We start from the raw sequence: 20,410 nt of genomic DNA, 5'->3' as shown, positions 1-20,410 counted from the left end.
TGATCAGCCCGTCGGGCGCCGTGTCCGGCGCCCTGCCCGCCCGTCCGGTGTTCGAGGACGGAACCTCCGGCCGGCGGGCCCGCCCCGGATGTGCGGGGGCGGGTCCTGGTGTGCGTCCACCCCCGTGGGGCGCACGACCGGCCCGTCCGGGCCCCTTGGGCCGAAGGTTCCGCCCTTGAACACCGGACGGGCGGGAGATGGCGGAACTACCCGACCGGCCCGGCCCCGTTCCGGGCCGCCACCGAAGCGGCGGGAGCCACCTTCGTACCGGCCACCGAGGAGACCGGCAGATCCGCCAGCCCCAGCTCCTTCGCCGCCGCCAGCAACTGCTCCACCTGGCCGGAGGCCGCACCGGAGGACCCCATCAGCCGCATCAGCAGCGCCGACACCGTCAGATTCTGCACATCACCCGTGGAGACCGAACCCAGCACCCGGCTGATGTCGTCCGTGAACGAGGACGAACCGTCCAGCCACGGCCCCGCCAGCGCCTGCGCGGTCTGCGAGTTGTCGACGAAGCCGTCGACGGCCTTGCCGAGCGAGACCGACGACACGAGCCGGTCGAAGAAGACCGAGTCGCCGCCGACGATGTCGATGTCGGCGTTCTCCAGCCCGGTCGCCAGGACCGTCGCCTGCGCCTCGGCGACCTGCCGCTGCACGTCCAGGCCGGCGAGCCGGATCTCCTTCTCCGCGTCGAGCCGCAGGCGGTACTCCTCGTGCCCGCGCGAGGCGTCGTCCAGCGCCGCCATCGCGGCCGCCTTCTCCGTGAGCCCCTCGGCCTCCGCCTTCAGCTTCTCGCCGATGACCGCCGCGTCCGCGGTGGCCTGGGCCTGCGTGCCCTCCGCCGTGGCGAGCGCCTTGAGCCGCGCGCCCTCGGCCTCGGCCCTGAGCCGCGCCGACGTGGCCTCGGCCTCCGCGAGACCGGCCTTCTCGGTGACGTCCGCCTCGGCTTCCCGGACCTGCACGGCGGCGAGGCCGGGCGCGGCCGTCTCGGCCTGGATGCCCTCCGCGAGCCGCAGCTTGGCCTGCGCGTCCAGGTCGGCGGTCTTGAGCCGCGCCTCGGCGAGCGTGAGCTGCTCGGCCGCCAGGTGCGTGGAGGCAGCCTCGGCAGCCTCGGCCGCCTTGATGTCCTTGACCAGCTTCTCCTGGGCCTCCGCCTCGGCGGCGATGATGACCGACTTGCGGGCCCGCTCCGCGTCCTCGACGGCGCGCAGGGTCAGGATCGACTCCTCCTGCTCGGCGACCGTACGGTCCACCGCGATCCGCTCCCGGATGACGTCGGCGACCTCGCGGCGCTCGGCCTCGACCTCCTTGGTGGCGGCGATCCGGTTCAGCTCGGTCTCGCGCTCGCGCCCGATGACCTCCAGCATCCGGTCCTTCTCGATGCGCTCGCTCTCGACGGCGATGACGCGCTCGCGGTTCTTCTGCGCGACGGCGATCTCCCGGGCCTGGTTCTCCCGCTGGATGCCGAGCTGCTCCTCGGTCTTGATGAACGCGCTCTGCGAACCGAGCCGCTCCTCCTCCTGCACCCGTGCGGTGGCCGCCTCCTCGCGGGCGCGCAGGGTCTCGACCTCGCGGCGCTGCTTGATCTCGGCCTCGGCCTGCCGGCGCTCCAGCTCCAGGATGGTCTCGCGGGCGTCGACGTCCTGCCGGGTGATCTCCTTCTGCTCGGTGCGCTGGAACTCGTTGGTGCGCACGTGCTCGATCGCCGTCAGTTCGGTGATCTTCCGGATGCCCTGGGCGTCGAGGATGTTGGCGCCGTCGAGCTGGGACATCGGGGTCTGCTCGAGGAAGTCGATCGCGGCGTCGTCGAGGTGGTAGCCGTTCAGGTCGGTCCCGATGACCTGGATGATCCGGTCCCGGAACTCCTCACGCTTGGTGTACAGGTCGACGAAGTCGAGCTGCTTGCCGACGGTCTTCAGCGCCTCGGAGAACTTCGCGGAGAAGAACTGCTGGATGGCGTCCTTGTCGCTGGCCCGTCCCGTACCGATGGCCTGGGCGACCTTGATGACGTCCTCGACGGTCTTGTTGACCCGGACGAAGAAGGTGATCTGGATGTCGGCGCGGATGTTGTCCTGGCAGATGAGCCCTTCGCGCCCGGCGCGGCGGATCTCGATCGTCTTCACCGAGATGTCCATCGTCTCGGCCTTGTGGAGCACGGGCAGGACGACGGCACCGGTGAAGGTCACGTCGACCTTCTTGGTCTTGGAGATGATCAGCGCCTTGCCCTGCTCGACCTTGCGGAACAGCCGGGTGATGACGAAGGCGATGGCGATGACGATGAGCAGGACAACGGCGATGATCACGCCGATGCCCCAGGAGATGGCATCCATAAGAGTCCTTGGCGGCTGGAGGGTACGGAAGTGAGGAGAGGTGAGGAACGAAGAAGAGGGAGGGCGAAAGGGCGGACGGCGGAGGGACGTACGGGAAACGGTGCGTAAGGCGGACCGGCAGCAGGCGACAGGCGACGGGCGGCAGTCACCGGCACAGACCCGCAGCCACGGACCCGCGACTACAGGTCCGCAGGCACAGACCCGCAACCACCGCCCCGCATCCACAGGTTCAAGCCCGCGGAAGCGGGCTCAAGGCCTCGGCAGTGGCCGCCCTGTGCCCGGCCGCGCGCCCCACCGGGGCACAGGCCCGGCCGGACACCCGCCCACCGGACCCGCCCCCCGGACGCGCACCCCGCTGGGCGTGCGTCCCGCCGGGGTCAGCCGTTCGCGTCCTCCGGCAGCCCGCCCGGTCTCGCCTTCGGGCCCGGGTCGAGGGCCGCGTCGTACGGCGACACCCAGAAGAACTCGCCCTCTTCGTCGTACGCGTAGAGGAGACCCGTGCTGCCCGAGCCGAGGAGCGCCTCGGCGCGCAGCTCGGCCAGGTGTGCGGCCCGGGGGGCCTGGCGGACCTGGACGATGGCCGTCGAACCGTCGGCCGCGGCGACTTCGGCCTGACCGAAGGCGGCGGTGACGGAGCCGGTGCGGATCGTGCACACGCGCCCGACGAAGTCCTTGCGCGATGGCGGAGGTTCCGCCGGGAAGTACCGGCGGAAGAGGTGTGCGAGAAGGCGGACGGTCCCCCAGGCGAGGAAGAGCGATCCGGCGAGTACGACGACGGCGAGCACCGAGCGGGTGGCGCCGGTGGCCGGGATGTGGTGCAGCAGGACCGTACCGCTCAGGCTGCCGAACCAGGCGACGACGACGAGCAGCGATACGGAGACCGTGACCGGTACCCCGCCGAGGCCGGCCGCGCCGGAGTCGAGGTCCGAGTCGAAGGAGTGCTGGTCGGCGGCGCCGGCGAGCACCAGCAGCCAGAAGAAGACGACGACCACGAGCGCCGCGCCGAAGATGACGGCGGGGAAGCCGAGTGCCGCGTCCAGGAACTCACCCATCGGTCCCACCCCCTCTGCTGTTCTGCGCGCCTGCCCGGTGGCGGGCGCGGACTTCTACCGGTACGGGGGAGTTCCGTTCGGGCCGCCCGGCCGGTGCCGGCGGTCGTACGTCCCGGTGGTGGCGGTCGTACGGTCCGTCCCGGTGGCTACGGGCCGTCCCGGAGATCGCGGTCCTGCGGTGGCGGGGCCCGGCGCTGCGGCACTGCGAACGGTGCCGCAGCGACCGGGTCGCTCCCCTGAGGCGCTTCCGTCGAATCCCGAATCCCCCGTGGATCCCCCGTGGATCGTCCGGACGGGCGCCTGTTCTCCCCCGTATCCCCCGTGCTCCCCCGTGTGTTCCCCCGTTGTGTTGCTGACCTGATCCTGTCATCCGAACCGCCCCCGCCGCATTGCCGGATTCCGGCAATCTTTACGCTTTCCTGATGCCGGGCACCGGCACCGCCCGGCGAGCATTGGTGAAATGACAAGACTGTTGCAAGGCTGAAGGAGAGTGTGTGGCTGAGCCGAGGATCCCCGACGAAATGCTGGGAAATTATGCCCAGATTCTGGGTGAAGTCGCCACAACGGGACGGCGTCTGACACGTAACGAATTGGAGATGCGCCGCGCGCTGGGCCGGGAGGCGGCCGATGCGGGGCATCAACTGCGCGCGCTGGTGACGATGCATCTGGCACAGACCCGGGAGGCCTGGCCACGTGCCGCTGCCGGAAACAGCCCCGCTGTGACGGACGCTGTGCTGGCGGCGGTGGAGCAGGCGGTCGACGCGTTCGCCGAAGGGTTCGAGCGGGCACAGCGGCTGACGGTGCGGCGGGAGGAGGCGGCGCGCCGCGAATTCATCGACGACCTGCTGTACGGGCGCAGCGATCTGGTCCATCTCGCGGAGCGGGCCACCCGCTTCGGCCTGCGGCTTTCCCGGGCACACGCGGTCGGGGTGGCGACGGGCCCGGAGGCGTACACGGAGACGGACGCGGTGCCGCGCAGTGTGGAGGCGGCGCTGCTGACCCGGTTCAGCGGCCGCAAGATCCTGCTGACGACGAAGGACGGGCGGATCGTCTGCATCGCGCCCGGCAGCCAGCCCGACGTCCTGCGCTACTTCGCCAAGCAGTCGCACGCGGCGACGGACGGCGGCCAGGTCGCGATCGGCCGCCCGCACAAAGGCCCTGGCGGGGTGGTCCACTCGTACGACGAGGCGCTCGAAGCGCTCGACCTGGCGGAGCGGATGGGGATGGAGGACCCGGTGCTCTACGCCTCGGACCTCCTGGTCTACCCGGTGCTGACGCGGGACAGGCAGGCGATGGCGGACCTGGTGCGCAGCGAGCTGGGCCCGCTCCAGAAGGCGCGGGGTGGCGCGGAGCCGCTGCTGAGGACGTTGTCGGTCTACTTCGACGCGGGCTGTGTGGCGGCCGAGACGGCCCGCCGACTGGCGCTGAGCGTACGGGCGTTGACGTACCGCCTGGAGCGCATCCACCAGCTCACCGGCTCGGACCCGGCGGACCCGATGCACCGCTACAGCCTGCAGACGGCGGTGATCGGCGCCCGTCTGCTGGACTGGCCGGCCAAGGAGCTGTGACGTCCCCGGCCGGCCGCTGTTACGCGCGTGCTCTCAGAGGTCGAACTCGTGCGGCGGCAGGTCCAGGGCGAAGCACGCCTCGCGCACGACGGCCTGCTCCGTCTTGTCGAAGTCACCGTCGGCGCCGCCGATGATGATGCCGATCTGGATGACGGCACGCGCCTCGGCGGGCTTCTTCTTCGCCTTGGCGATCTCCTGGAGAATGCTGACCTTGCCGAAGTCGAAGTCGGCGGTGAGCTTGTTCAGGTAGTCGTTGAAGCGCCGCTGGAGGTCGTCCGCGGGGAAGTTCTTCAGGACGTCGTTGTTGGCGATGAGCGCGGCGACGCGCTGACGCTCGGACGCGTCGATGGAGCCGTCGGCGGCGGCGACCAGCGCACACATGGCCATGCTCGCGTCCCGGAACGCCCCTGACTTCAGGTCGTTCTTCTTCGCTTCCAGCTGCGTCTGCATAGACGAAGCGGATTCCTTGATCCGATCCCACAGGGCCATGACATCTCCATACGTTGCGGTGCAATGCCGGAACAAAAGAAAACTCTACAGACGTGTAGAAGCTAGCAGGGACGGTGGCCCCCCGCCCCGGGTTCGCGGTCTCTGCCAGGCCCGTACGACCGGTTCCGCCAGGCCGGCGGCGGACGGGCCCCGGGCAGCCCAACGGCCGGTCCGGGCTGCCGCGTCGACGGCGGCCCGAACCGGCCGGGGGAGGAACCGCGGGGTACGCGGGGTCAGTCGCCGCGCGCCTCGCCCGCGGGTTCGGGGGTGAGGTCGTCGTGGGCGGCGAGCCGGCGCTCGGGCGCGGACCGGGGCACGTCGTGCACCATGCCTCCCCGGCCCGTCCCGCTGCCGCCGCGCAGGGCCTCGATCTTCGCGGCGAGGGGCTGCGTCCACCGGGCGGTGAGCGGGCCGACGATGACGAGGATCAGAACGTACGCGGTGGCCAGCGGCCCGATGCGCGGCTCGGTGGCCACGGCCAGACCGGCGATGACGATGGAGAACTCACCGCGTGCCACGAGCGTGCCGCCCGCCCGCCAGCGCCCGCGCGAACCGACTCCGGCGCGACGGGCCGCGTACCAGCCCGTGGCGATCTTGGTGAGGACCGTGACGACGGCCAGGACGGCGGCGGGCAGCAGCACCGGGGGGATGTCGGCCGGGTTGGTGGAGAGCCCGAAGAAGACGAAGAACACGGCGGCGAACAGGTCGCGCAGCGGCGTGAGGAGCTTGCGGGCACCCTCGGCGACCTCGCCGGAGAGGGCGATGCCGACGAGGAACGCGCCGACGGCCGCCGAGACCTGGAGCTGCTGGGCGACCCCGGCGACGAGGACGGTGAGGCCGAGGACGACCAGGAGCAGCATTTCCGGGTTGTCGGAGGAGACCGCGCGGCTGATGAGGCGGCCGTGGCGCAGGGCCAGGTACAGCACGAAGCCGACGGTGCCGAGCGCGATCACGAGCGCGAGGCTGCCGCCCGCCAGGCTGACCCCGGCGAGCATGGCGGTGAGCAGCGGCAGGTAGACCGCCATCGCCAGGTCCTCCATGACGAGGACGCCGAGGATGACCGGGGTTTCGCGGTTGCCGAGCCGCCCGAGGTCGGTCATCACCTTCGCGATCACGCCCGACGACGAGATCCAGGTGACCCCGGCGAGCGCGACGGCGCCGACGGGGCCCCAGCCGAGGACCAGGGCGGCGACGGCACCGGGCGTCGCGTTCAGCACGAAGTCGACGGCCCCGGACGGGTACTGCGTCTTGAGACTGGTCACCAGCTCGGAGGCGCTGTACTCCAGCCCCAGCAGGAGCAGCAGCAGGATGACACCGATCTCGGCGCCGACCATGGTGAACTCTTCGCTGGCGTCGAGCGGGATGATCCCGCCGTGGCCGAAAGCCAGCCCTGCGAGCAGGTAGAGGGGAATGGGGGAGAGCCCGATCCGCCCGGCGGCCCGCCCGATCAGCCCGAGCCCGAGGATGACGGCCCCCAGCTCCACCAGCAGTGCGGTCGTGTCATGCACGGTCAGCCCTCCGCAATGATCTCGGAGAGCGCGTCGACGCCCTCACGCGTACCCACGGCGACGAGCGTGTCCCCGATGGCGAGTCGAAAGTTCGGTTCCGGCGACGGGTGCGCGCTGTGCGTACGCAGCACCGCCACGATGGACGCCCCGGTCCGCGTCCGCGCCCGCGTCTCCCCCAACAGCCGCCCCCCGTAAGGCGAACGGGACCCGAGCGGGATGTGCTCGGTGACGAGGTCGATGCCCTCGGTGCGTACGGCGTCGATGGGCGCGGGGTCGATGAGGTGGGCCAGCGCGGTGGCCTCGGCCGTCGTCAGGGGCACCGACAGCCGGCACGAATCAGGGTCGTCCTGTTCGTAGAACCCGATGAACCGCCGCCCGTCGTGGTGGACGACGACGGAGATGTGCTGCCCCGTGTCGGTGGTGAAGTCGTACTGAGCGCCTACTCCGGGCAGTGACGTGCGACGGGTTCCCATGGCTTCCTCCCGAGACGTGCGTCGGTGTCTCGGCGCACAGGACGATGTCTTTATCCGGCCCTTACTTTATCGACCGGCCCGAAGCGGCCCAGGGGCGCTGGTGGTGGCCCGGCACCCTGGTCCACCGCGCCTGAAGGGCGGCGGATCAGTACTTCCCGTCGACCGGAATCCAGCCGGACCAGGACTCGGGCTGGTAGAACTTCCCGGTGTCACCGTCGTAGCGCAGCACCCGCAGGCGTACGTTCCCGCTCTCGCGGTAGTCCTTGGCGCAGGTCGCCCAGGTGTTCACGCCGAGCTTGTTGATGCAGACCTCGGCGGCGCGCCCGTAGTCGGTGTAGACGCCGACGGCGGCGGACATGCCGTCCTTCTCCGTGTCGCCCGCCCAGACGACGTCGCCGTTGTGCTGGAAGCATCCGGTGGCGCCGTAGGCGGCGGTGGTACCGAGGCAGATATCGGACGCCGGAGCGGCCTTGGCGGCTGCCGTTGCCGAGACGGGAACGCCGGCGCCGGGTTCGAGGGAGGGGGCCACGGCCCGGGTCACGGCCCCGGGCTCCAGGGAGGGAGAACCGGCCCCGGCGCCCGGAGCGAGGCCGTCGACGACCTTCACATCCGCGGGCAGCCGCACTTCCTGAAGGCTCGCCGCCGATTCGTCGGCCACGGCGGGCGCGGCCGTAAGGGCCGAGAACGCGAGCGCGGACGCCAGTGCTGAGGCAAGTGCTGACACGCCGGCGAAGACGCTCACCTTTATGCGCCAGTTTTCACGCATATTTTCACTACCCCCGCACCTGACTCCCGTTTAGAAGCCACCCATTGTCGAATGTGAACAGGGTGTGAGGCTAAGGGATCCCCGAGCGCGGTGGAAGCTACGAAGCCGGCCGACCGCGCAGCGGGAGGGGACGGCGGGCCGGGCGGGCCGGAAAGGCCGGGTCGTCTGCGACATCCGCATTGTCAGTCGGTCCGCGGTGCCGCAGAAAGGGACGCGGATGGCGCGAAGAACGTGAAGAAGAAGAATGAACACCGTCTTCGGAGCCGCCCGCGAACTGCGCCCCTGGGGACAGGAACCACCCGTAGCCGAGGCTCTTGACCGGCTTCTCGGCCTGATGACAGCGGCATGGTGGTCGACCGAGACGGAGCCCGTCCCGGGAAGGGGGTCGGCTGCTCCGGCATCGGGTTCGCCCCGCTCAGCGAGGCAGGCCTCGTCAGCCCCGAGAGATCGGCGCGATCCCGGCACTGGTGGCGCGGCGCACAGGTTGACGAGCTATGGGGCGGCCCGGCTGGTTGGTCAACTGGGCCCGGTCTACATCCCTGTGGCGCATGTACAGCGTGTACGCGGGTGGGGGTGGTGGCGCGCGAGGGCGGTCGGTTCCTGCTGATCCACCGGGCGGGCGACGGGCTGGGGGAGTTGTCGGCCGGGGAGTTGGGGGCGGCGGAGCGGGGCAGTACGCCGTTGACGTCCAGGGGGGGGAGGAATGGGCGTTGTTACCGGCTTGGCATGGGGGGATTGGTCTGTGTCAGGGCTACTCGATGCGCACCGGTCCAGGGGGCCAGCCGATGACGGCGTCTGCCTGGACGTTGCGCAGGGTTGTGCCTTCGAAGCGGGCGCCGGTGATGTCCGTGGGGCCCAGGCGGGGGATGCCTGTGTTGACGCTGCTGAGCCTTGCGCCTGTCAGGTCGGTGTCGCGCAGGTCGGCATCCCGTAGGTCGCAGCCGGCCAGGACCGCGCCGCGTAGGGAGGCTCCGCGCAGGTCTGCGCCGCTGAAGTCGCAGAACTTGAACCAACAGCCTTCCAGAGTCGCGTAGCGGAGGTCCGCGCCCGCGAACGAGCAGCGCGCGAAGCGCAGTTGGTTCGTGCGGGTCGACGCGAGGTTCTGGTGGGTGAAGTCCTCGCCGCTTACGGCCGCGTAGCGGTGGAGCTCGGACAGGCGTTGGCGCGCGGTCAGTGGCGTGGTCATGGGACCAGCGTCTCAGTCGGGGTGGAGGTCGGAGTCGAGATTTCGACAATTTGAGGATTCAACAGATGGTCGTGTCGGCGACGATCGCGCGCCTCTGTAGGGGGACTTGGGGCCCTCTCGGGCCGGTTTGGGCGCGAACGCCCCCGCGCCTGCTGTACGGTGATCAGGTCATCACGCTCTGTGTGTGCGTGTACGTCATGCGCGCATGGGGCGGCCCCCGGTGGTGTTACAGCACCTAGCCGAGGGCCTTCACCCAACTAGTGGAAGAGAGTCCACCGGGATGCTTTGGCATGCTATCGCGCCGGTTCGGCGCTACACGAAGGCCTCGCACGATGTCGTGCGTCATCCGCGTCTGTGCAGTGACGCGAAGATCTTGCTGTTGTACGTGCAGGGGTTGCCCGATGACCAGACCCACTTGGCGTTGTCGGAGCATGGTCGGAAGCTGGGGATCAAGGGGCGTGCGTTTCAGCGGGCCAAGGAGCAGTTGGTCCTGAACGGGTTTGTGCATGAGCGGAAGGCTCCTGCGGAGCGGGGGTTGTGGGTCACCCATCAGTTGTCCTCCAATGTGCCGTTGAGTGATGCCGATGCTCTTGTCGTGTGGCGGGAGGCCGGTGTGGGGGAGGAGTCGTCTCCGAGTGTGCACTTTCCGACCGTCGGTGAGCCGGGTCCTCGGACCGTCGGTCATCAACTACCGGTAGACGAAGAACTGGGGAAGAACTCATCCCACCCACCCACCGAAGAGCCCGGTGTGGAGCCGGTTGTCGAGCTGATGCCGCCTCAGGAGGCTGAGGCTGAGCGGGTGTTGTTGTCCCTGCGGCACTCTCATCGGCAGTTGCATCTGGGGGTTGCCGAGGCACGGTCCCTCGTCGGGCAGGCTGCCGAGTGGTTGCGGCGTGGGGTGTCGGGTGGTGAGCTTCGGCGTGTGCTGAGCAGTGGTCTGCCGTCGGACGGGGTGCGGTCGGCTGTGGGGTTCCTGGGGCATCGGCTTGTGCAGAAGATGCCCGAAGCGCCCGCGCCTGAGCCCGCTCTCGCGCCAGTCCCTGCGCCGGTGCCCGTGTCGGTGTCGGTGCCGGAGCGGGGGGCGCCTGCTGTTGCGGAGGGCGGGGAAGTGGAGGCGTTGCCGCCTGTGCTTCCTGTGTCTGCTGCGACCCGGTACGTTGTGCCGCTCGTGACCTGTCAGGGGCCCGGGAGCGAGCATGTCTTCCGGCCCTTGGGCGAGGAGACCGAGTGCCCCGACTGCCAGCAGGCCGCCGCCTGGGCCCGGTGGGCCGAGCGGCGGGCCGCCGATCTGGGGATCGATCTTGCCGAAGACGCCGCGGCTGCCGTGGAGGCCGGGCGGGACCCGGACGGGTGGCGGTCTCGACTCGCCGCTGCCGCCGCTGCTGCCTCCGAGGGCTCAGCCGGGCTATAGCGCGAGGCCGACCGGGGCGTCAGGGCTGGGCGACGGCTCGCTGTAGGCGGAGTTGGCCGATTTCCGCAACGTTCTTCATGAGTTCGGCGTTCACCCAGGCGATCATGTGGGCGATGGTGTGCTGCGGGTCCTCCTGCCACGGGAACGGGGCCGTCGCGTCCAGGTCGGCGGTGGTGAGGCCGTCCAGAGCCGCCAGCCAGTCCGTCCGCAGGCCGCGCAGCCACTCGACGGTCGGGGCGCCCTCGCCGGGCCAGGCGATGGCCTCCCGGTCCCGGGGCGTTCTCCCCTCGGCGTGGTCCACGGCCACGCTCCACCACCAGCCCATGTGCCAGCTCAGCCAGCCGATGGTGGGGACGGGCACGGGGTCGGGCTCGGTGTCGGCCCAGTCCGGCTTCCACGTCCCGTCGGCGGAGCGGCGTACCGTCCAGCAGTTCGCGGCGGGCTCCCACAGGAAGTCCTCGGGCTCGATCCGCTCCAAGTGGTACTCGAACAGCGACCACGTCAGGTCGAACTGCCAGCGCAGCAGGTCGATCGTGGTGGAGGTGGAGGTGGAGGTGGGGGAGGCGGCGGCGGAGGGCCGGGGTGCGGAGGTGGTCACCGTACGAACTTCGCACAGTGGCGGGGGCGATGAGAAGCGGTTTGTGCGGCGGCGGACGCGCCTGTGCCCGGCGACGTACCGACGTACGTACGTTGCCGGGCACAGGCGGTGGAGCTGATGCGGGAGGGCGTCAGTCCGTGATCTCGATCTTGTCCTTGTTCTGGTCGCTCTTCTGCGGCGAGGAGGACGTGTCGGACGCCGACGACGAAGCCGGGCCGGCCGTGCGGTTCTTCAGGTTCTCCAGGAGGGACGCCACGTCCACGCCCGTCGTGGAGCTGAGCAGCTCCATGCCCTGGGCGACGTTGTCGGTGACCGTACGGGCCAGCTGACCGGCGCCGTCCGTCGAGATGACCGTCAGCTTGTCGATCGCGCTGAGCGGCTCGGAAGCCTTCGCGACGACCTCCGGGAGGACCTCGACCAGCATCTGGAGGATGGCCGCGTCACCGTACTGAGCGAACGCGTCGGCCTTCTTCTGCATGGCCTCGGCCTCGGCCGCACCCTTGGCGGCGATCGAGGCGGCCTCGGCCTCACCCTCGATGCGCACCGCGTCGGCCAGCGCCGAACGGTGGAGCTTCTCACCCTGACCGGTCAGGCGCGAGCGCTCCGCGTCCGCCTCGGCCTCCTTGACCTGGGCGATACGGCGGGCCTCCGCCTCCTGCTCGGCCTGGTAACGGGCGGCGTCGGCGGGCTTACGGACCTTCGTGTCCAGCTCGCGGTCGGTCAGCGCGGCCTGGCGCTCGGCGACCTTCTCCTGCTCCTGGAGGACTTCCTGCTGGCGCGCGGCCTCGGCGAGCGGACCGGCGGCGTTGGCCTGGGCGGCCGCGGCCTCGGTCTCGGCCTTGATCTCGGCCTGCTTCAGGTAGTACGTCCGCTCGGCGATGGCGATCTCCTCGGCCGCCTTCAGCCGGGCCTGCTCCGAGGCGCGCTTGGAGATCGCCTCGGCGATGTCCGCCTCCTGCTTGGCGCGGGCGGCCTCCGGGCGGCCGAGGTCCTCCAGGTAGGAGCCCTCGGTGGTGATGTCCTGGATCTGGAAGGCGTCCAGGATCAGGCCCTGGCCGGAGAGGCTGGTCTCGGCCTCCTCCGCGACCTGCCCGGCGAACGCCGCCCGGTCGCGGATGATGTCCTCGACCGACATGCGGCCGACGATGGCGCGGAGCGCTCCGGAGAGCACTTCCTGGGTGAAGCCGACGATGCCGTCCTGCTGCTGGAGGAAGCGCTGGGCGGCGGCACGGATGGCGTCCTCGCCGCCACCGACCTTGACGATCGCGACGCCTTCGAGGTTGGACTTCACGCCGCGCAGGGTGACCGCGCCGCGGACGGCGATCGGGATGTGCCGGCTGGAGAGGTCCAGGGTGAACTTCTGCTGGACGAACGGCACGACGAAGACGCCGCCACCGACGACGACCTTCTGGCCGCTGTTGTCGACGCTGGTGAGGCCGGTGACCGGATCGGTCGACTTCTTGCCGCGGCGGCCGGTGATGATGAAGGCCTCGCTGGGCCCGGCGACCTTGTATCGCGTGATGACGACCAGGCCGAGCAGGACGAGGAGTACGACGATGCCGATGACGGCGATGACAACTGGACTCATGAAAGGTGTCCCCCCTGCCTCCCGGTTGGGGGACGGCAGATTGTTGTGGTGCGGGGTGCTGGTGGGGTCGGTGGGGTGAGGGTGACGGTGACGGTAAGGGTGGGTTCGGCGTTCTGACGTCTGCTGGTGAGGGAGTCAGTCGGTGGCGGAGTCAGTCGGTGGTGGAGTCAGGCGGTGGTGGAGTCAGGCGGTGGCGGAGCGGCCGGTCCGCAGGGTCAGCGCTCGACCGGGCGGACGGCGACCGAGGTGGTCGACAGCTCCGCCTCCACCCAGATCTCGGTGCCCCGGACGACAGGTGCCGGGGACTTGGCCGCGTATTTGACGGGCTGACCCGCCAGCCGCAGCATCACCTCACCGTAGCCCTCGGCCGGGATGGCCGTGACAACCGTCCCGGACGTGCCGACGAGGTCGCCGCCGCGCGGCGTGGAGGAGGTCTGGTCCCGCATCAGGGCCTTGCTGAGTTTCCAGGTCAGCCAGCCCGCGACCACACCGGCCGTGACGCCGACGACGGTGGCCACGAACGGCCCGGCACCCGTGGCGCCGAGCACGATCGCCCCGCCGAAGCCGAGCATCGAGGTGAAGCCGGCGATCACCGGGAGCGAGAGCAGTCCGTCGAAGAGCCCGTCGAGCGCGCCGTCGAACATCCCTTCGAGGACGCCGCCGAAAATGAGGGAAAGGGCCAGCAGGACGATCCCCGCAATGCCGAGACCGAGAAAGAAGGTCACGTGATCACTCCCCTGCTTTTCGACTTCCTCCGGGTATTTTCCGTTGAACTGGCTGGATGATCCCATACATGACCGGTTCGTAGCACTGCCGGATCCCGGCAGTCTTTACGCGGTTTTGATGCCGGACAACTGATCAGCAAGGGTGGAAAGTGACTGGAAGGTCGCTCCCAGCAGCGCAACGTGCTTCCAGCGTAGGACGCCGTCGGGGCCGATGAGGAAGACCGCCCGCCGTACGCCGATGCCGGGTGCGGCGACCCCGTACGTCCGGGCGGTCTCCCGGCCCTCGTCGGCCAGCAGCGGCATACGGAGCCCTTGGGCGCGGGCGAACGACTCATGGCTGTCCACACCCTGTGGACTGATTCCCCAGACCTCCGCGTCGAGCCCCTCGAAGGTCTCCATGCCCGAGGAGTACGAGCACAGCTGCTTCGTGCAGACGCTGGTGTTGTCCCCGGGGTAGAAGGCGAGGACCAGGGAACGGCCCCGGGCGGCGGAGAGCGCGTAGTCACCGCGTTCGAAGGTGTCCCCGGACAGGACACCGCCGGGGAGGGTGAAGTCCGGTGCCGGGCTGCCGAGGGGAGGTCCTGCGGCCATGAGGGCTCCTTCTTGTGCGTTCGTGGCGCGTGGATGCGGGGGCGGGGGCACGTACCCGTACACGGGCGGGGCTCGTGCTCGTACATGGTCCGGGTCCGTGCTCGTGCACGGGCCGGGTCCGCGCCCGTACATGGTCCGGGTCCGAGCCCGTACAGTGAACGGCACTTTCCGTCCGTTGACACGTTCGGCCCATCCGGAACGGGGTCCGCACCGAATACGGAGGGAGCGGCGGCGTCGTCCTCCGCACCCGGATCTGGAGGTACGTGTGGCCCAACGACCGCCGTCGGCAGCGGTACTCGTCCTGCACGGGGGCCACGAGAACGGTACGGAACCGCCGCCTCCCGGTCTCCTGAACCTCCCCGGCGTCCGCATGCGCCCCTTCGTCCGGGCCCTGACCCGGGCCACCCGCGCCCCCGAGGACGGTCGCGAGGTCCTCGTACGGCAGGTGCGCTACGTCCACCGCGGCTGGAACGGGTCCCGCGCCGACGCCCTCCGCGACGCCCTGGCCGCGCTCGACGCCCTCGGTGAGGAGGCCGGGGAGCTGCCGGTGGTCCTCCTCGGCCACTCCATGGGTGCCCGCGCCGCCCTGCGCGCCGCCGGGCACCCCCTCGTACGCGGTGTCGTCGGCCTCGCCCCCTGGTGCCCGCCGGGCGACCCCGTCACCCAGCTCGCCGGGCGCGACGTCGTTCTGGTGCACAGCAGCCGGGACCGGGTCACCAGCCCCCAGGCCACTCAGTCCCTCACCACCCGGGCCCGCCGGGCCGGCGCCCGTACCTGCATGGTCACCGTCCGGGGCGGTGACCACGCGATGATCCGCCGCGCCGCGGCCTGGCACCGCCTCACGACCACCCTGGTCACCGGCCTGCTGGGGACCGGCGGACTGCCGGGGCCCGTCACCGCGGCCCTCGGCCTGCCGCCGACCGCCGAGCCCACCGAGGGCACCCTCGACCTCGACCGGCTGCGCGCCGAGCGGGGGGCCGGGCTCCTGCCCAGTTCCTGACCGTCTCCGGGCGCCGCCTTACGGTGCGGCCTTCGGCGTGTCCCCGGGCGCCGCCCCTGCGCGCCGCCCCGGGCCGTCTCCGGCCGAGCGCGCCCGCCGCCCTGCGGATGCGGTGCCGGGGGCGGCCGTCCACGATGGGGATCCGAAAGGCCCGGCGACGGCGGAGGAGAACCCCTTGCAGGCCGAAGCGTGCGGCGACGGCATGCCGTCGTCCTTCGACCCCCCGACCGTGGCTGCCCTGCTCGACGGGAACCCCGCCGGAGTGGCCGTACTCGACGTGAACCTCCGCTACACGTACGTCAACCCGGCGCTCGAACGGCTCAACGGCCTCCCCGCCGGATCCCACCTGGGCCGGGCCTTCTCGGAGGTGCTCCCCGAACTCCGGGGCCAGGCCGCCGTTTTGCGCGGCGTCCTGCGCGACGGGGAACCCCGCGAGCAGACGATCAGCGGCCGCACCTGGGCCGCGGCCTCCGACGCCTCGAGGTTCTGGCGCGCCACCTACCACCGGCTGGAGACGGGCGGGGCGGTGTGCGGGCTGATGGTGATCGTCGTTGAGATCAGCGACATCGCCCGGCAGCGGGCCGAGCTCGAACGGGCCCGCGGCCATGTCGCCCTGCTCTCCACGGCCGCCGTCCGGATCGGCACCACGCTCGACATGGGCACCACCTGCCGGGAGCTGGCCGACTACGTCGTGCCCGCCTTCGCCGACGCGGCGGTCGTCGACGTCTTCCCGCCCGAGGTGGGGCACGCCGTACGCCGCGCCGGACCCGGCGTCCTGCGGTTGTGGCGCGCCGCGCTGCGGGGCGTGGGCGAGCTGGACGAGCAGATGCGGCGGTTCGGCCATCCGGAGGAGTACGTCGACTTCGCGGCGGACTCCGCGGTGACCCGCTGCCTGGCCGGGAACGAGCCGGTCCTCGACGACTGGTCCGAGCACCGCAGCACCCGGTCCGCCTTCACCTCGGAGCGGATCGCCGCCTCCCAGGCCCTCGGCCTGCGCGAGGCGCTCATCGTCCCGCTCACCGCCCGGGGCCGCCCGCTGGGCGTGCTCAGCCTGGTCCGGGCCGAGGGCTCCCCCGCCTTCACCGACCAGGACACGGTCGTCGCCCGGGAACTCGCCGGCCGGGCCGCCGTCGACCTCGACCACGCCCGCCGCTACGACCGCGAGCACAGCATCGCCCGGGAGCTCCAGGGCTCCCTGCTCTCCGAGCCCCGCGGCCCCCACCCGCACGTGGAGATCGCCACCCGGTACCTGCCGGCCGAGCGGGGCGTCCTGGTGGGCGGCGACTGGTTCGACGTCGTACCGCTCCCGGACGGCCGCCACCTCAAGGCCATGGGCGACGTGATGGGCCACGGTGTGGAGGCGGCCGTGGCGATGAGCCACTACCGCTCGCTGCTGCGGCTGCTGGCGGGCGACGACCTGCCGCCGCACCAGATCCTGGAGCAGCTCGACACCATGGTGGAGCGGTCGGGCCTGGACCGGGCGGCGACCTGTCTGCTGGCCGTCGTGGACCGGTTCGGCGGGGTGTGCGAGGTGGCCAGTGCGGGGCATCTGCCGCCGGTGTTCATCGACCCGGGGGAGGCCGGGGCCCGCATCGTCCAGGTGGAGTCCGGGCCGCCGCTGGGCATGGGGTTCGGCGGCTACCGGACCACCTCCGTGCCGTGCGGCCCGGGGACGGTGCTGTTCATGTACACCGACGGCCTGGTCGAGCGCCGGGGCGAGGACATCGACGTGTCCGTCCAGCGGCTGACCTCGCTGACCCTGCCGCCCAGCGGGCGGCTGGAGGACCTGCTCGACCGGGTGCTGGACCGGTTCGGCGGGGAGGCGGAGGACGACATCGCGGTGCTGGCCTCGCGCATCCGGGAGGGGCCGCCGGTGCTGCGGAGGCCGGGGGGCGGTGGTGCGTAGGGGGACCCAGTGCAGGGCAGCCCCGCGCAGGGCAACCCCGCAGAGGGGACCCCGCGCAGGACACCCCCACGCGCAGAACCCGCCCCTCAGCCCAGCTCCAGGCTGGTGATGCCGTAGTACCCGCTCCGGTCGATCACCGGCTCGGGGCCCGTGTACATCCGGGCCGTGTCGAACGACGGCGACAGGCCCAGCTCGCCCGCGAGCCGTACGGCCGCCGGGTTGATGTCCGGGACGTCGATCGCCACCGGCGCGTCCGGCGCCGTCGCCGCGAGCGCGCTCACCAGCGCCGCCGCCACCTGCGGGGACGTGGCGTAGAGCGGGCCGATGCGGGATGCGGCCCGGCAGGCGCGCAGCACCGCGAGGCCCTGGAGCTCCCCGTCGCGCACCGCCGCCAGCGCGGTGCGCCGGGGGGCCGCGATCCAGGTCGCCAGGAAGCCGTGCCGGGCGGCCGGGAAGAACCGCCGGTCGTACGTGGCGAGTTGCCCGAAGGGCACGCTGCGGGCGTCGACGAGGGCGGTGCCCGGGGGCGGTGCGATGTCCGCCGGCGGTGTGCCCTCGTAGCGCGCGTTGCTCCAGCAGGTGCGGAAGCCGGAGCGGCGGTAGTTGTCCTGCTGCGCGGGCACCCCGTCCAGCCCGATGTTCCGGCCGGGGAGCCGGGCCGTCCCGGCCTGCCAGGTGCGCAGCCCGTAGCCCCGGCCGCGCAGGTGGGGGCGGGTCAGGTAGAAGCCCAGGAAGCCGTGGTCGGGGCCGTAGCGCACGACGGAGACGGAGGTGACCGGTACGCCGTCGAGGCGGCCGATCAGGAAGCCGCCGGGGTCGGTCGGGAAGAAGACCCCGCCGTCGTCGAGGCCGGGGTTCCAGCTCTCCTCGTGGGCCCATTCGCCCAGCGTCACGATGTCCTCGGCACTGGCCGCGGCGATCCGGAAGTCGTCAACAGGGTTCGGCACGGCACAGTCGTACCCCGGGCGGGGGCGGTTCAGCGACCGGCGGTTACGCCGTACGGGTGATCGAGGCCCGCATGGTTCCGGTGACGGTGACGCCCTGCCGGTCGGCCGTCATGAGGCCGGCGATCACGCGGTTCGGGTGACGACCTGCCGGTCTGCCATCGCGAGGTCTGCCATCGCGAGGCCGGCGATTCCAGCGGTCGGCGATCACGCGGTCGGTGATCACGCCGTCTCCGGGTTCTCCCGCCGCCGGCCGCGCAGTTGCCGCAGGATCAGGGCGGCCGAGGTGATCAGCGGCAGCATCCCCGCCACCGCGTCGGCGGTGTTCAGCTTGTCGTGCGAGCCCTTGGCCCGGCGCACCTGCTTGGAGGCCCTGATGACGGCGAGCGCGCTGCTGCCCAGGCTCAGTGCGAGCCCCACCTTGCTGCCGCGCAGGCCCTTGGCGGGCGCGGAACGGTTCTTCTTCGCCATCGGAGGTACCTCCACGTGGTGCGGTGCGGGGTGTTCCGGACTCGCCCGTTCCACGTAACCGGGTCCGCCCCGCCCCCGCAAACGCACACGTTCACCAGGTCGTTCACCACCCCGTCCAGAGCAGGTGGTTGATCAGCAGCGCCGGGACCACCGACGCGACCAGCCAGTACCGTGCGGTCCGGGCGGGCAGCAGCGCGGCGGCGGGCAGCAGCCACAGCAGGAACGGCTGCCAGATGCGCTCGGTCTCCGCCTTGCTCATCCCGGAGAGGTCGGCGGCGAGCAGGGCCACCAGCGCGGCCAGGACGAGCAGCGCCAGCCGGTGGGCGGGCGCTGTGGTTCCCGTACGGAGCGCCCGTACGGCCCCGGGGGCGTACGCCGCGCTCCGGCGCACCCCGGCCACGGCGGCCAGGCCCGCCGCGAGGACGGCACACGCGAGGTTGGCCCAGACCCAGTAGGCGTACGGGCGGACGCCGCCCGCGCCCTGGTAGTAGCGCTCGACCAGCAGGTGGTACGCGGTCCACCAGTTGAACCCGGCCAGGGTGAAGGCGGCCGGGACCACCAGCGCGCCGAGCAGGAACGGGACCACCGGGCGGGCCGTGCGGGCCAGCACCAGCACCGCGAGCAGGACCGCGGCCATCAGCCCCAGCCCGTAACTGAGGTAGCAGGTCCACCCGAACAGCAGACCCCCGCCCACCGCCGCCGCGGCCGGGAAGCGGACCCGGCGCGTCGCGGCCAGGGCGAGCAGCGCCACCGACCAGGCGGCGACGGCGGTGAAGTACCCGTCGGCGGAGACGCCCGCCCAGACGGCGGCCGGGGCGAGGACGAGGAAGGGGGCCGCGCGCCGGGCCAGGTTCTCGTCGGCCAGGACGCGCACGGTGACCAGCGCGGCCAGCACCGCCGAACTGCCCACGACGACGCACCAGACGGCGGCCCACGCGCCGCCGCCGAGCCCGACGCGGTCCAGCCAGACGAAGGTCAGCGTGGCGCCCGGCGGGTGCCCGGCGACATGGGCGGGCCAGTTGCCGGGCTCGCCGATCACGATGTGGTTCGCGAAGTCGCGCAGGGTGGCGGGGATGTCCTCGAAGCGGTCGATGACCCGCAGGTACTCGTGCTTGGTGGTGAGCCGCCGCTCGACGCCCCGGTGCCAGCCGTCGATCAGCGCCATCGAGAAGACCCAGGCCGTCGACCCGGCCCAGGCCGCCGCGAGGAGCCGCCGCCAGGGCAGCCGGGCGGCGAGGGGCGGGCCGTACGCGACCAGGAGCACGGCCAGGGTCAGCGCGGCGGGGGTGCCGGGGCCCAGGTGGGGGTCCCAGGAGGCCAGGAGGGGCGGCCACTGGACGTGGAGGGTGCCGGTCCGGTTCTGGACGGACCGGCCGACGAGGATGGCGGCGGCGACGAGCAGGGCGGCCAGGACGGCGGCGGTGAGGTCGTGACGGCCTTGGCGCCGGGCGGGTTCGCTCCTGGTGGGGGGAGGGAGTGGGGGCGGGGGTGCCAGGGGTGGTGGGCCGCCTGTTGTCCTCGTGCGTTCCGCGTGGTCTGCGTGCTCTGCGTGGTCCGCGTGCTCTGCGTGGTCTGCCTCGGTCACCTGGTTCGCCTGATCTGTTCGGCTCGCCTGGTTCGTGTGGCCGGTGCGGCCGGTGTGGCCGGTGTGGCCGGTGTGGTCCGTGCGGCTCGCTTGGTCCGTGCGGTCCGTGCGGTCCGTGCGGCTCGCCTGGTCCATGTCCTCGGTGCCCTCGCTGTCCTCGGTCTTCACGCTGGCACGCTATGCACGCCGGACCGCGTTCCGGCGGTACGACAGGGCCCG

Annotated in this window: 19 protein-coding genes; 4 read left to right on the top strand and 15 right to left on the bottom strand. The window is 71.6% G+C overall.

Annotated features, from left to right (window positions below; genetic code table 11):
• Positions 1–206: 206 nt before the first annotated feature.
• Positions 207–2,330: a flotillin family protein gene (locus tag AB0917_RS07455; protein ID WP_366818529.1), complete on the bottom strand. Its 2,124-nt coding sequence runs from the start codon at positions 2,328–2,330 to the stop codon at positions 207–209.
• Positions 2,331–2,707: 377 nt separating this feature from the next.
• Positions 2,708–3,382, bottom strand: a complete 675-nt coding sequence (locus tag AB0917_RS07450; protein WP_366818528.1) for a hypothetical protein — start codon at positions 3,380–3,382, stop codon at positions 2,708–2,710.
• Positions 3,383–3,876: 494 nt separating this feature from the next.
• On the opposite strand from AB0917_RS07450, the gene AB0917_RS07445 reads away from it, so the two are divergent.
• Positions 3,877–4,950 (top strand): helix-turn-helix domain-containing protein, encoded by a 1,074-nt coding sequence (locus tag AB0917_RS07445; protein WP_366818527.1) that lies wholly within the window; start codon positions 3,877–3,879, stop codon positions 4,948–4,950.
• Between the two features lie 33 nt (positions 4,951–4,983).
• Here AB0917_RS07445 and AB0917_RS07440 read toward each other — a convergent pair whose 3' ends face one another.
• From AB0917_RS07440 to AB0917_RS07420, 5 genes are all read right to left on the bottom strand, one after another.
• The gene (locus AB0917_RS07440; protein ID WP_366818526.1) at positions 4,984–5,439 is read right to left on the bottom strand and encodes a TerB family tellurite resistance protein; all 456 of its coding nucleotides are present in this window, start codon (positions 5,437–5,439) and stop codon (positions 4,984–4,986) included.
• A 233-nt stretch (positions 5,440–5,672) separates the two neighbouring features.
• Positions 5,673–6,947, bottom strand: a complete 1,275-nt coding sequence (locus AB0917_RS07435) for a cation:proton antiporter (protein WP_366818525.1) — start codon at positions 6,945–6,947, stop codon at positions 5,673–5,675.
• Between the two features lie 2 nt (positions 6,948–6,949).
• Positions 6,950–7,420, bottom strand: a complete 471-nt coding sequence (locus AB0917_RS07430) for a TrkA C-terminal domain-containing protein (RefSeq protein ID WP_366818524.1) — start codon at positions 7,418–7,420, stop codon at positions 6,950–6,952.
• Between the two features lie 145 nt (positions 7,421–7,565).
• Positions 7,566–8,186, bottom strand: coding sequence for a hypothetical protein (locus AB0917_RS07425; protein ID WP_366818523.1), 621 nt, complete (start codon positions 8,184–8,186; stop codon positions 7,566–7,568).
• Positions 8,187–8,937: 751 nt separating this feature from the next.
• On the bottom strand, positions 8,938–9,372 hold the full coding sequence (locus AB0917_RS07420) for a pentapeptide repeat-containing protein (protein WP_366818522.1): 435 nt from the start codon (positions 9,370–9,372) through the stop codon (positions 8,938–8,940).
• 280 nt (positions 9,373–9,652) lie between these two features.
• Here AB0917_RS07420 and AB0917_RS07415 point away from each other — a divergent pair, with 280 nt between their 5' ends.
• Positions 9,653–10,783 carry a hypothetical protein gene (locus tag AB0917_RS07415; protein ID WP_366818521.1) on the top strand — a complete coding sequence of 377 codons (1,131 nt, stop codon included), beginning with the start codon at positions 9,653–9,655 and terminating at the stop codon, positions 10,781–10,783.
• A 19-nt stretch (positions 10,784–10,802) separates the two neighbouring features.
• Here the strand turns inward: AB0917_RS07415 and AB0917_RS07410 are convergent, their stop codons facing one another.
• From AB0917_RS07410 to AB0917_RS07395, 4 genes are all read right to left on the bottom strand, one after another.
• A complete protein-coding gene (locus AB0917_RS07410; protein WP_366818544.1) occupies positions 10,803–11,309 on the bottom strand; it encodes a DinB family protein in 507 nt (168 codons plus the stop codon).
• A gap of 202 nt (positions 11,310–11,511) precedes the next feature.
• Positions 11,512–12,969, bottom strand: coding sequence for an SPFH domain-containing protein (locus AB0917_RS07405; protein ID WP_366818520.1), 1,458 nt, complete (start codon positions 12,967–12,969; stop codon positions 11,512–11,514).
• A 215-nt stretch (positions 12,970–13,184) separates the two neighbouring features.
• Positions 13,185–13,694, bottom strand: coding sequence for a hypothetical protein (locus tag AB0917_RS07400; RefSeq protein ID WP_366818519.1), 510 nt, complete (start codon positions 13,692–13,694; stop codon positions 13,185–13,187).
• 105 nt (positions 13,695–13,799) lie between these two features.
• Entirely contained in the window at positions 13,800–14,285 is a 486-nt protein-coding gene (locus AB0917_RS07395; protein WP_366818518.1) for a peroxiredoxin, read from the bottom strand.
• Between the two features lie 265 nt (positions 14,286–14,550).
• Between AB0917_RS07395 and AB0917_RS07390 the strand changes: the two genes are divergently transcribed.
• Both AB0917_RS07390 and AB0917_RS07385 read left to right on the top strand, forming a co-directional pair.
• Positions 14,551–15,285 (top strand): alpha/beta hydrolase, encoded by a 735-nt coding sequence (locus AB0917_RS07390; RefSeq protein WP_366818517.1) that lies wholly within the window; start codon positions 14,551–14,553, stop codon positions 15,283–15,285.
• Positions 15,286–15,487: 202 nt separating this feature from the next.
• Positions 15,488–17,191 (top strand): SpoIIE family protein phosphatase, encoded by a 1,704-nt coding sequence (locus tag AB0917_RS07385; RefSeq protein ID WP_366818543.1) that lies wholly within the window; start codon positions 15,488–15,490, stop codon positions 17,189–17,191.
• Positions 17,192–17,277: 86 nt separating this feature from the next.
• On the opposite strand, the gene AB0917_RS07380 is transcribed toward AB0917_RS07385, so the two are convergent.
• The 4 genes from AB0917_RS07380 to AB0917_RS07365 form a co-directional block, all read right to left on the bottom strand.
• Complete coding sequence (locus tag AB0917_RS07380; RefSeq protein ID WP_366818516.1) at positions 17,278–18,138, bottom strand: GNAT family N-acetyltransferase; 861 nt, start codon at positions 18,136–18,138, stop codon at positions 17,278–17,280.
• Between the two features lie 43 nt (positions 18,139–18,181).
• A complete protein-coding gene (locus tag AB0917_RS07375; RefSeq protein WP_366818515.1) occupies positions 18,182–18,361 on the bottom strand; it encodes a hypothetical protein in 180 nt (59 codons plus the stop codon).
• On the bottom strand, positions 18,358–18,606 hold the full coding sequence (locus tag AB0917_RS07370) for a hypothetical protein (RefSeq protein WP_366818514.1): 249 nt from the start codon (positions 18,604–18,606) through the stop codon (positions 18,358–18,360). Before AB0917_RS07370 ends, AB0917_RS07375 begins: the two co-directional genes overlap by 4 nt.
• A 103-nt stretch (positions 18,607–18,709) precedes the next feature.
• The gene (locus AB0917_RS07365; RefSeq protein ID WP_366818513.1) at positions 18,710–20,359 is read right to left on the bottom strand and encodes a hypothetical protein; all 1,650 of its coding nucleotides are present in this window, start codon (positions 20,357–20,359) and stop codon (positions 18,710–18,712) included.
• Positions 20,360–20,410: the final 51 nt, after the last annotated feature.

Source organism: Streptomyces sp. NPDC007346 (assembly GCF_040703535.1).
In the GTDB taxonomy this organism is placed as follows: Bacteria; Actinomycetota; Actinomycetes; order Streptomycetales; family Streptomycetaceae; genus Streptomyces.
This window is presented reverse-complemented; position numbering and strand designations above follow the sequence as displayed.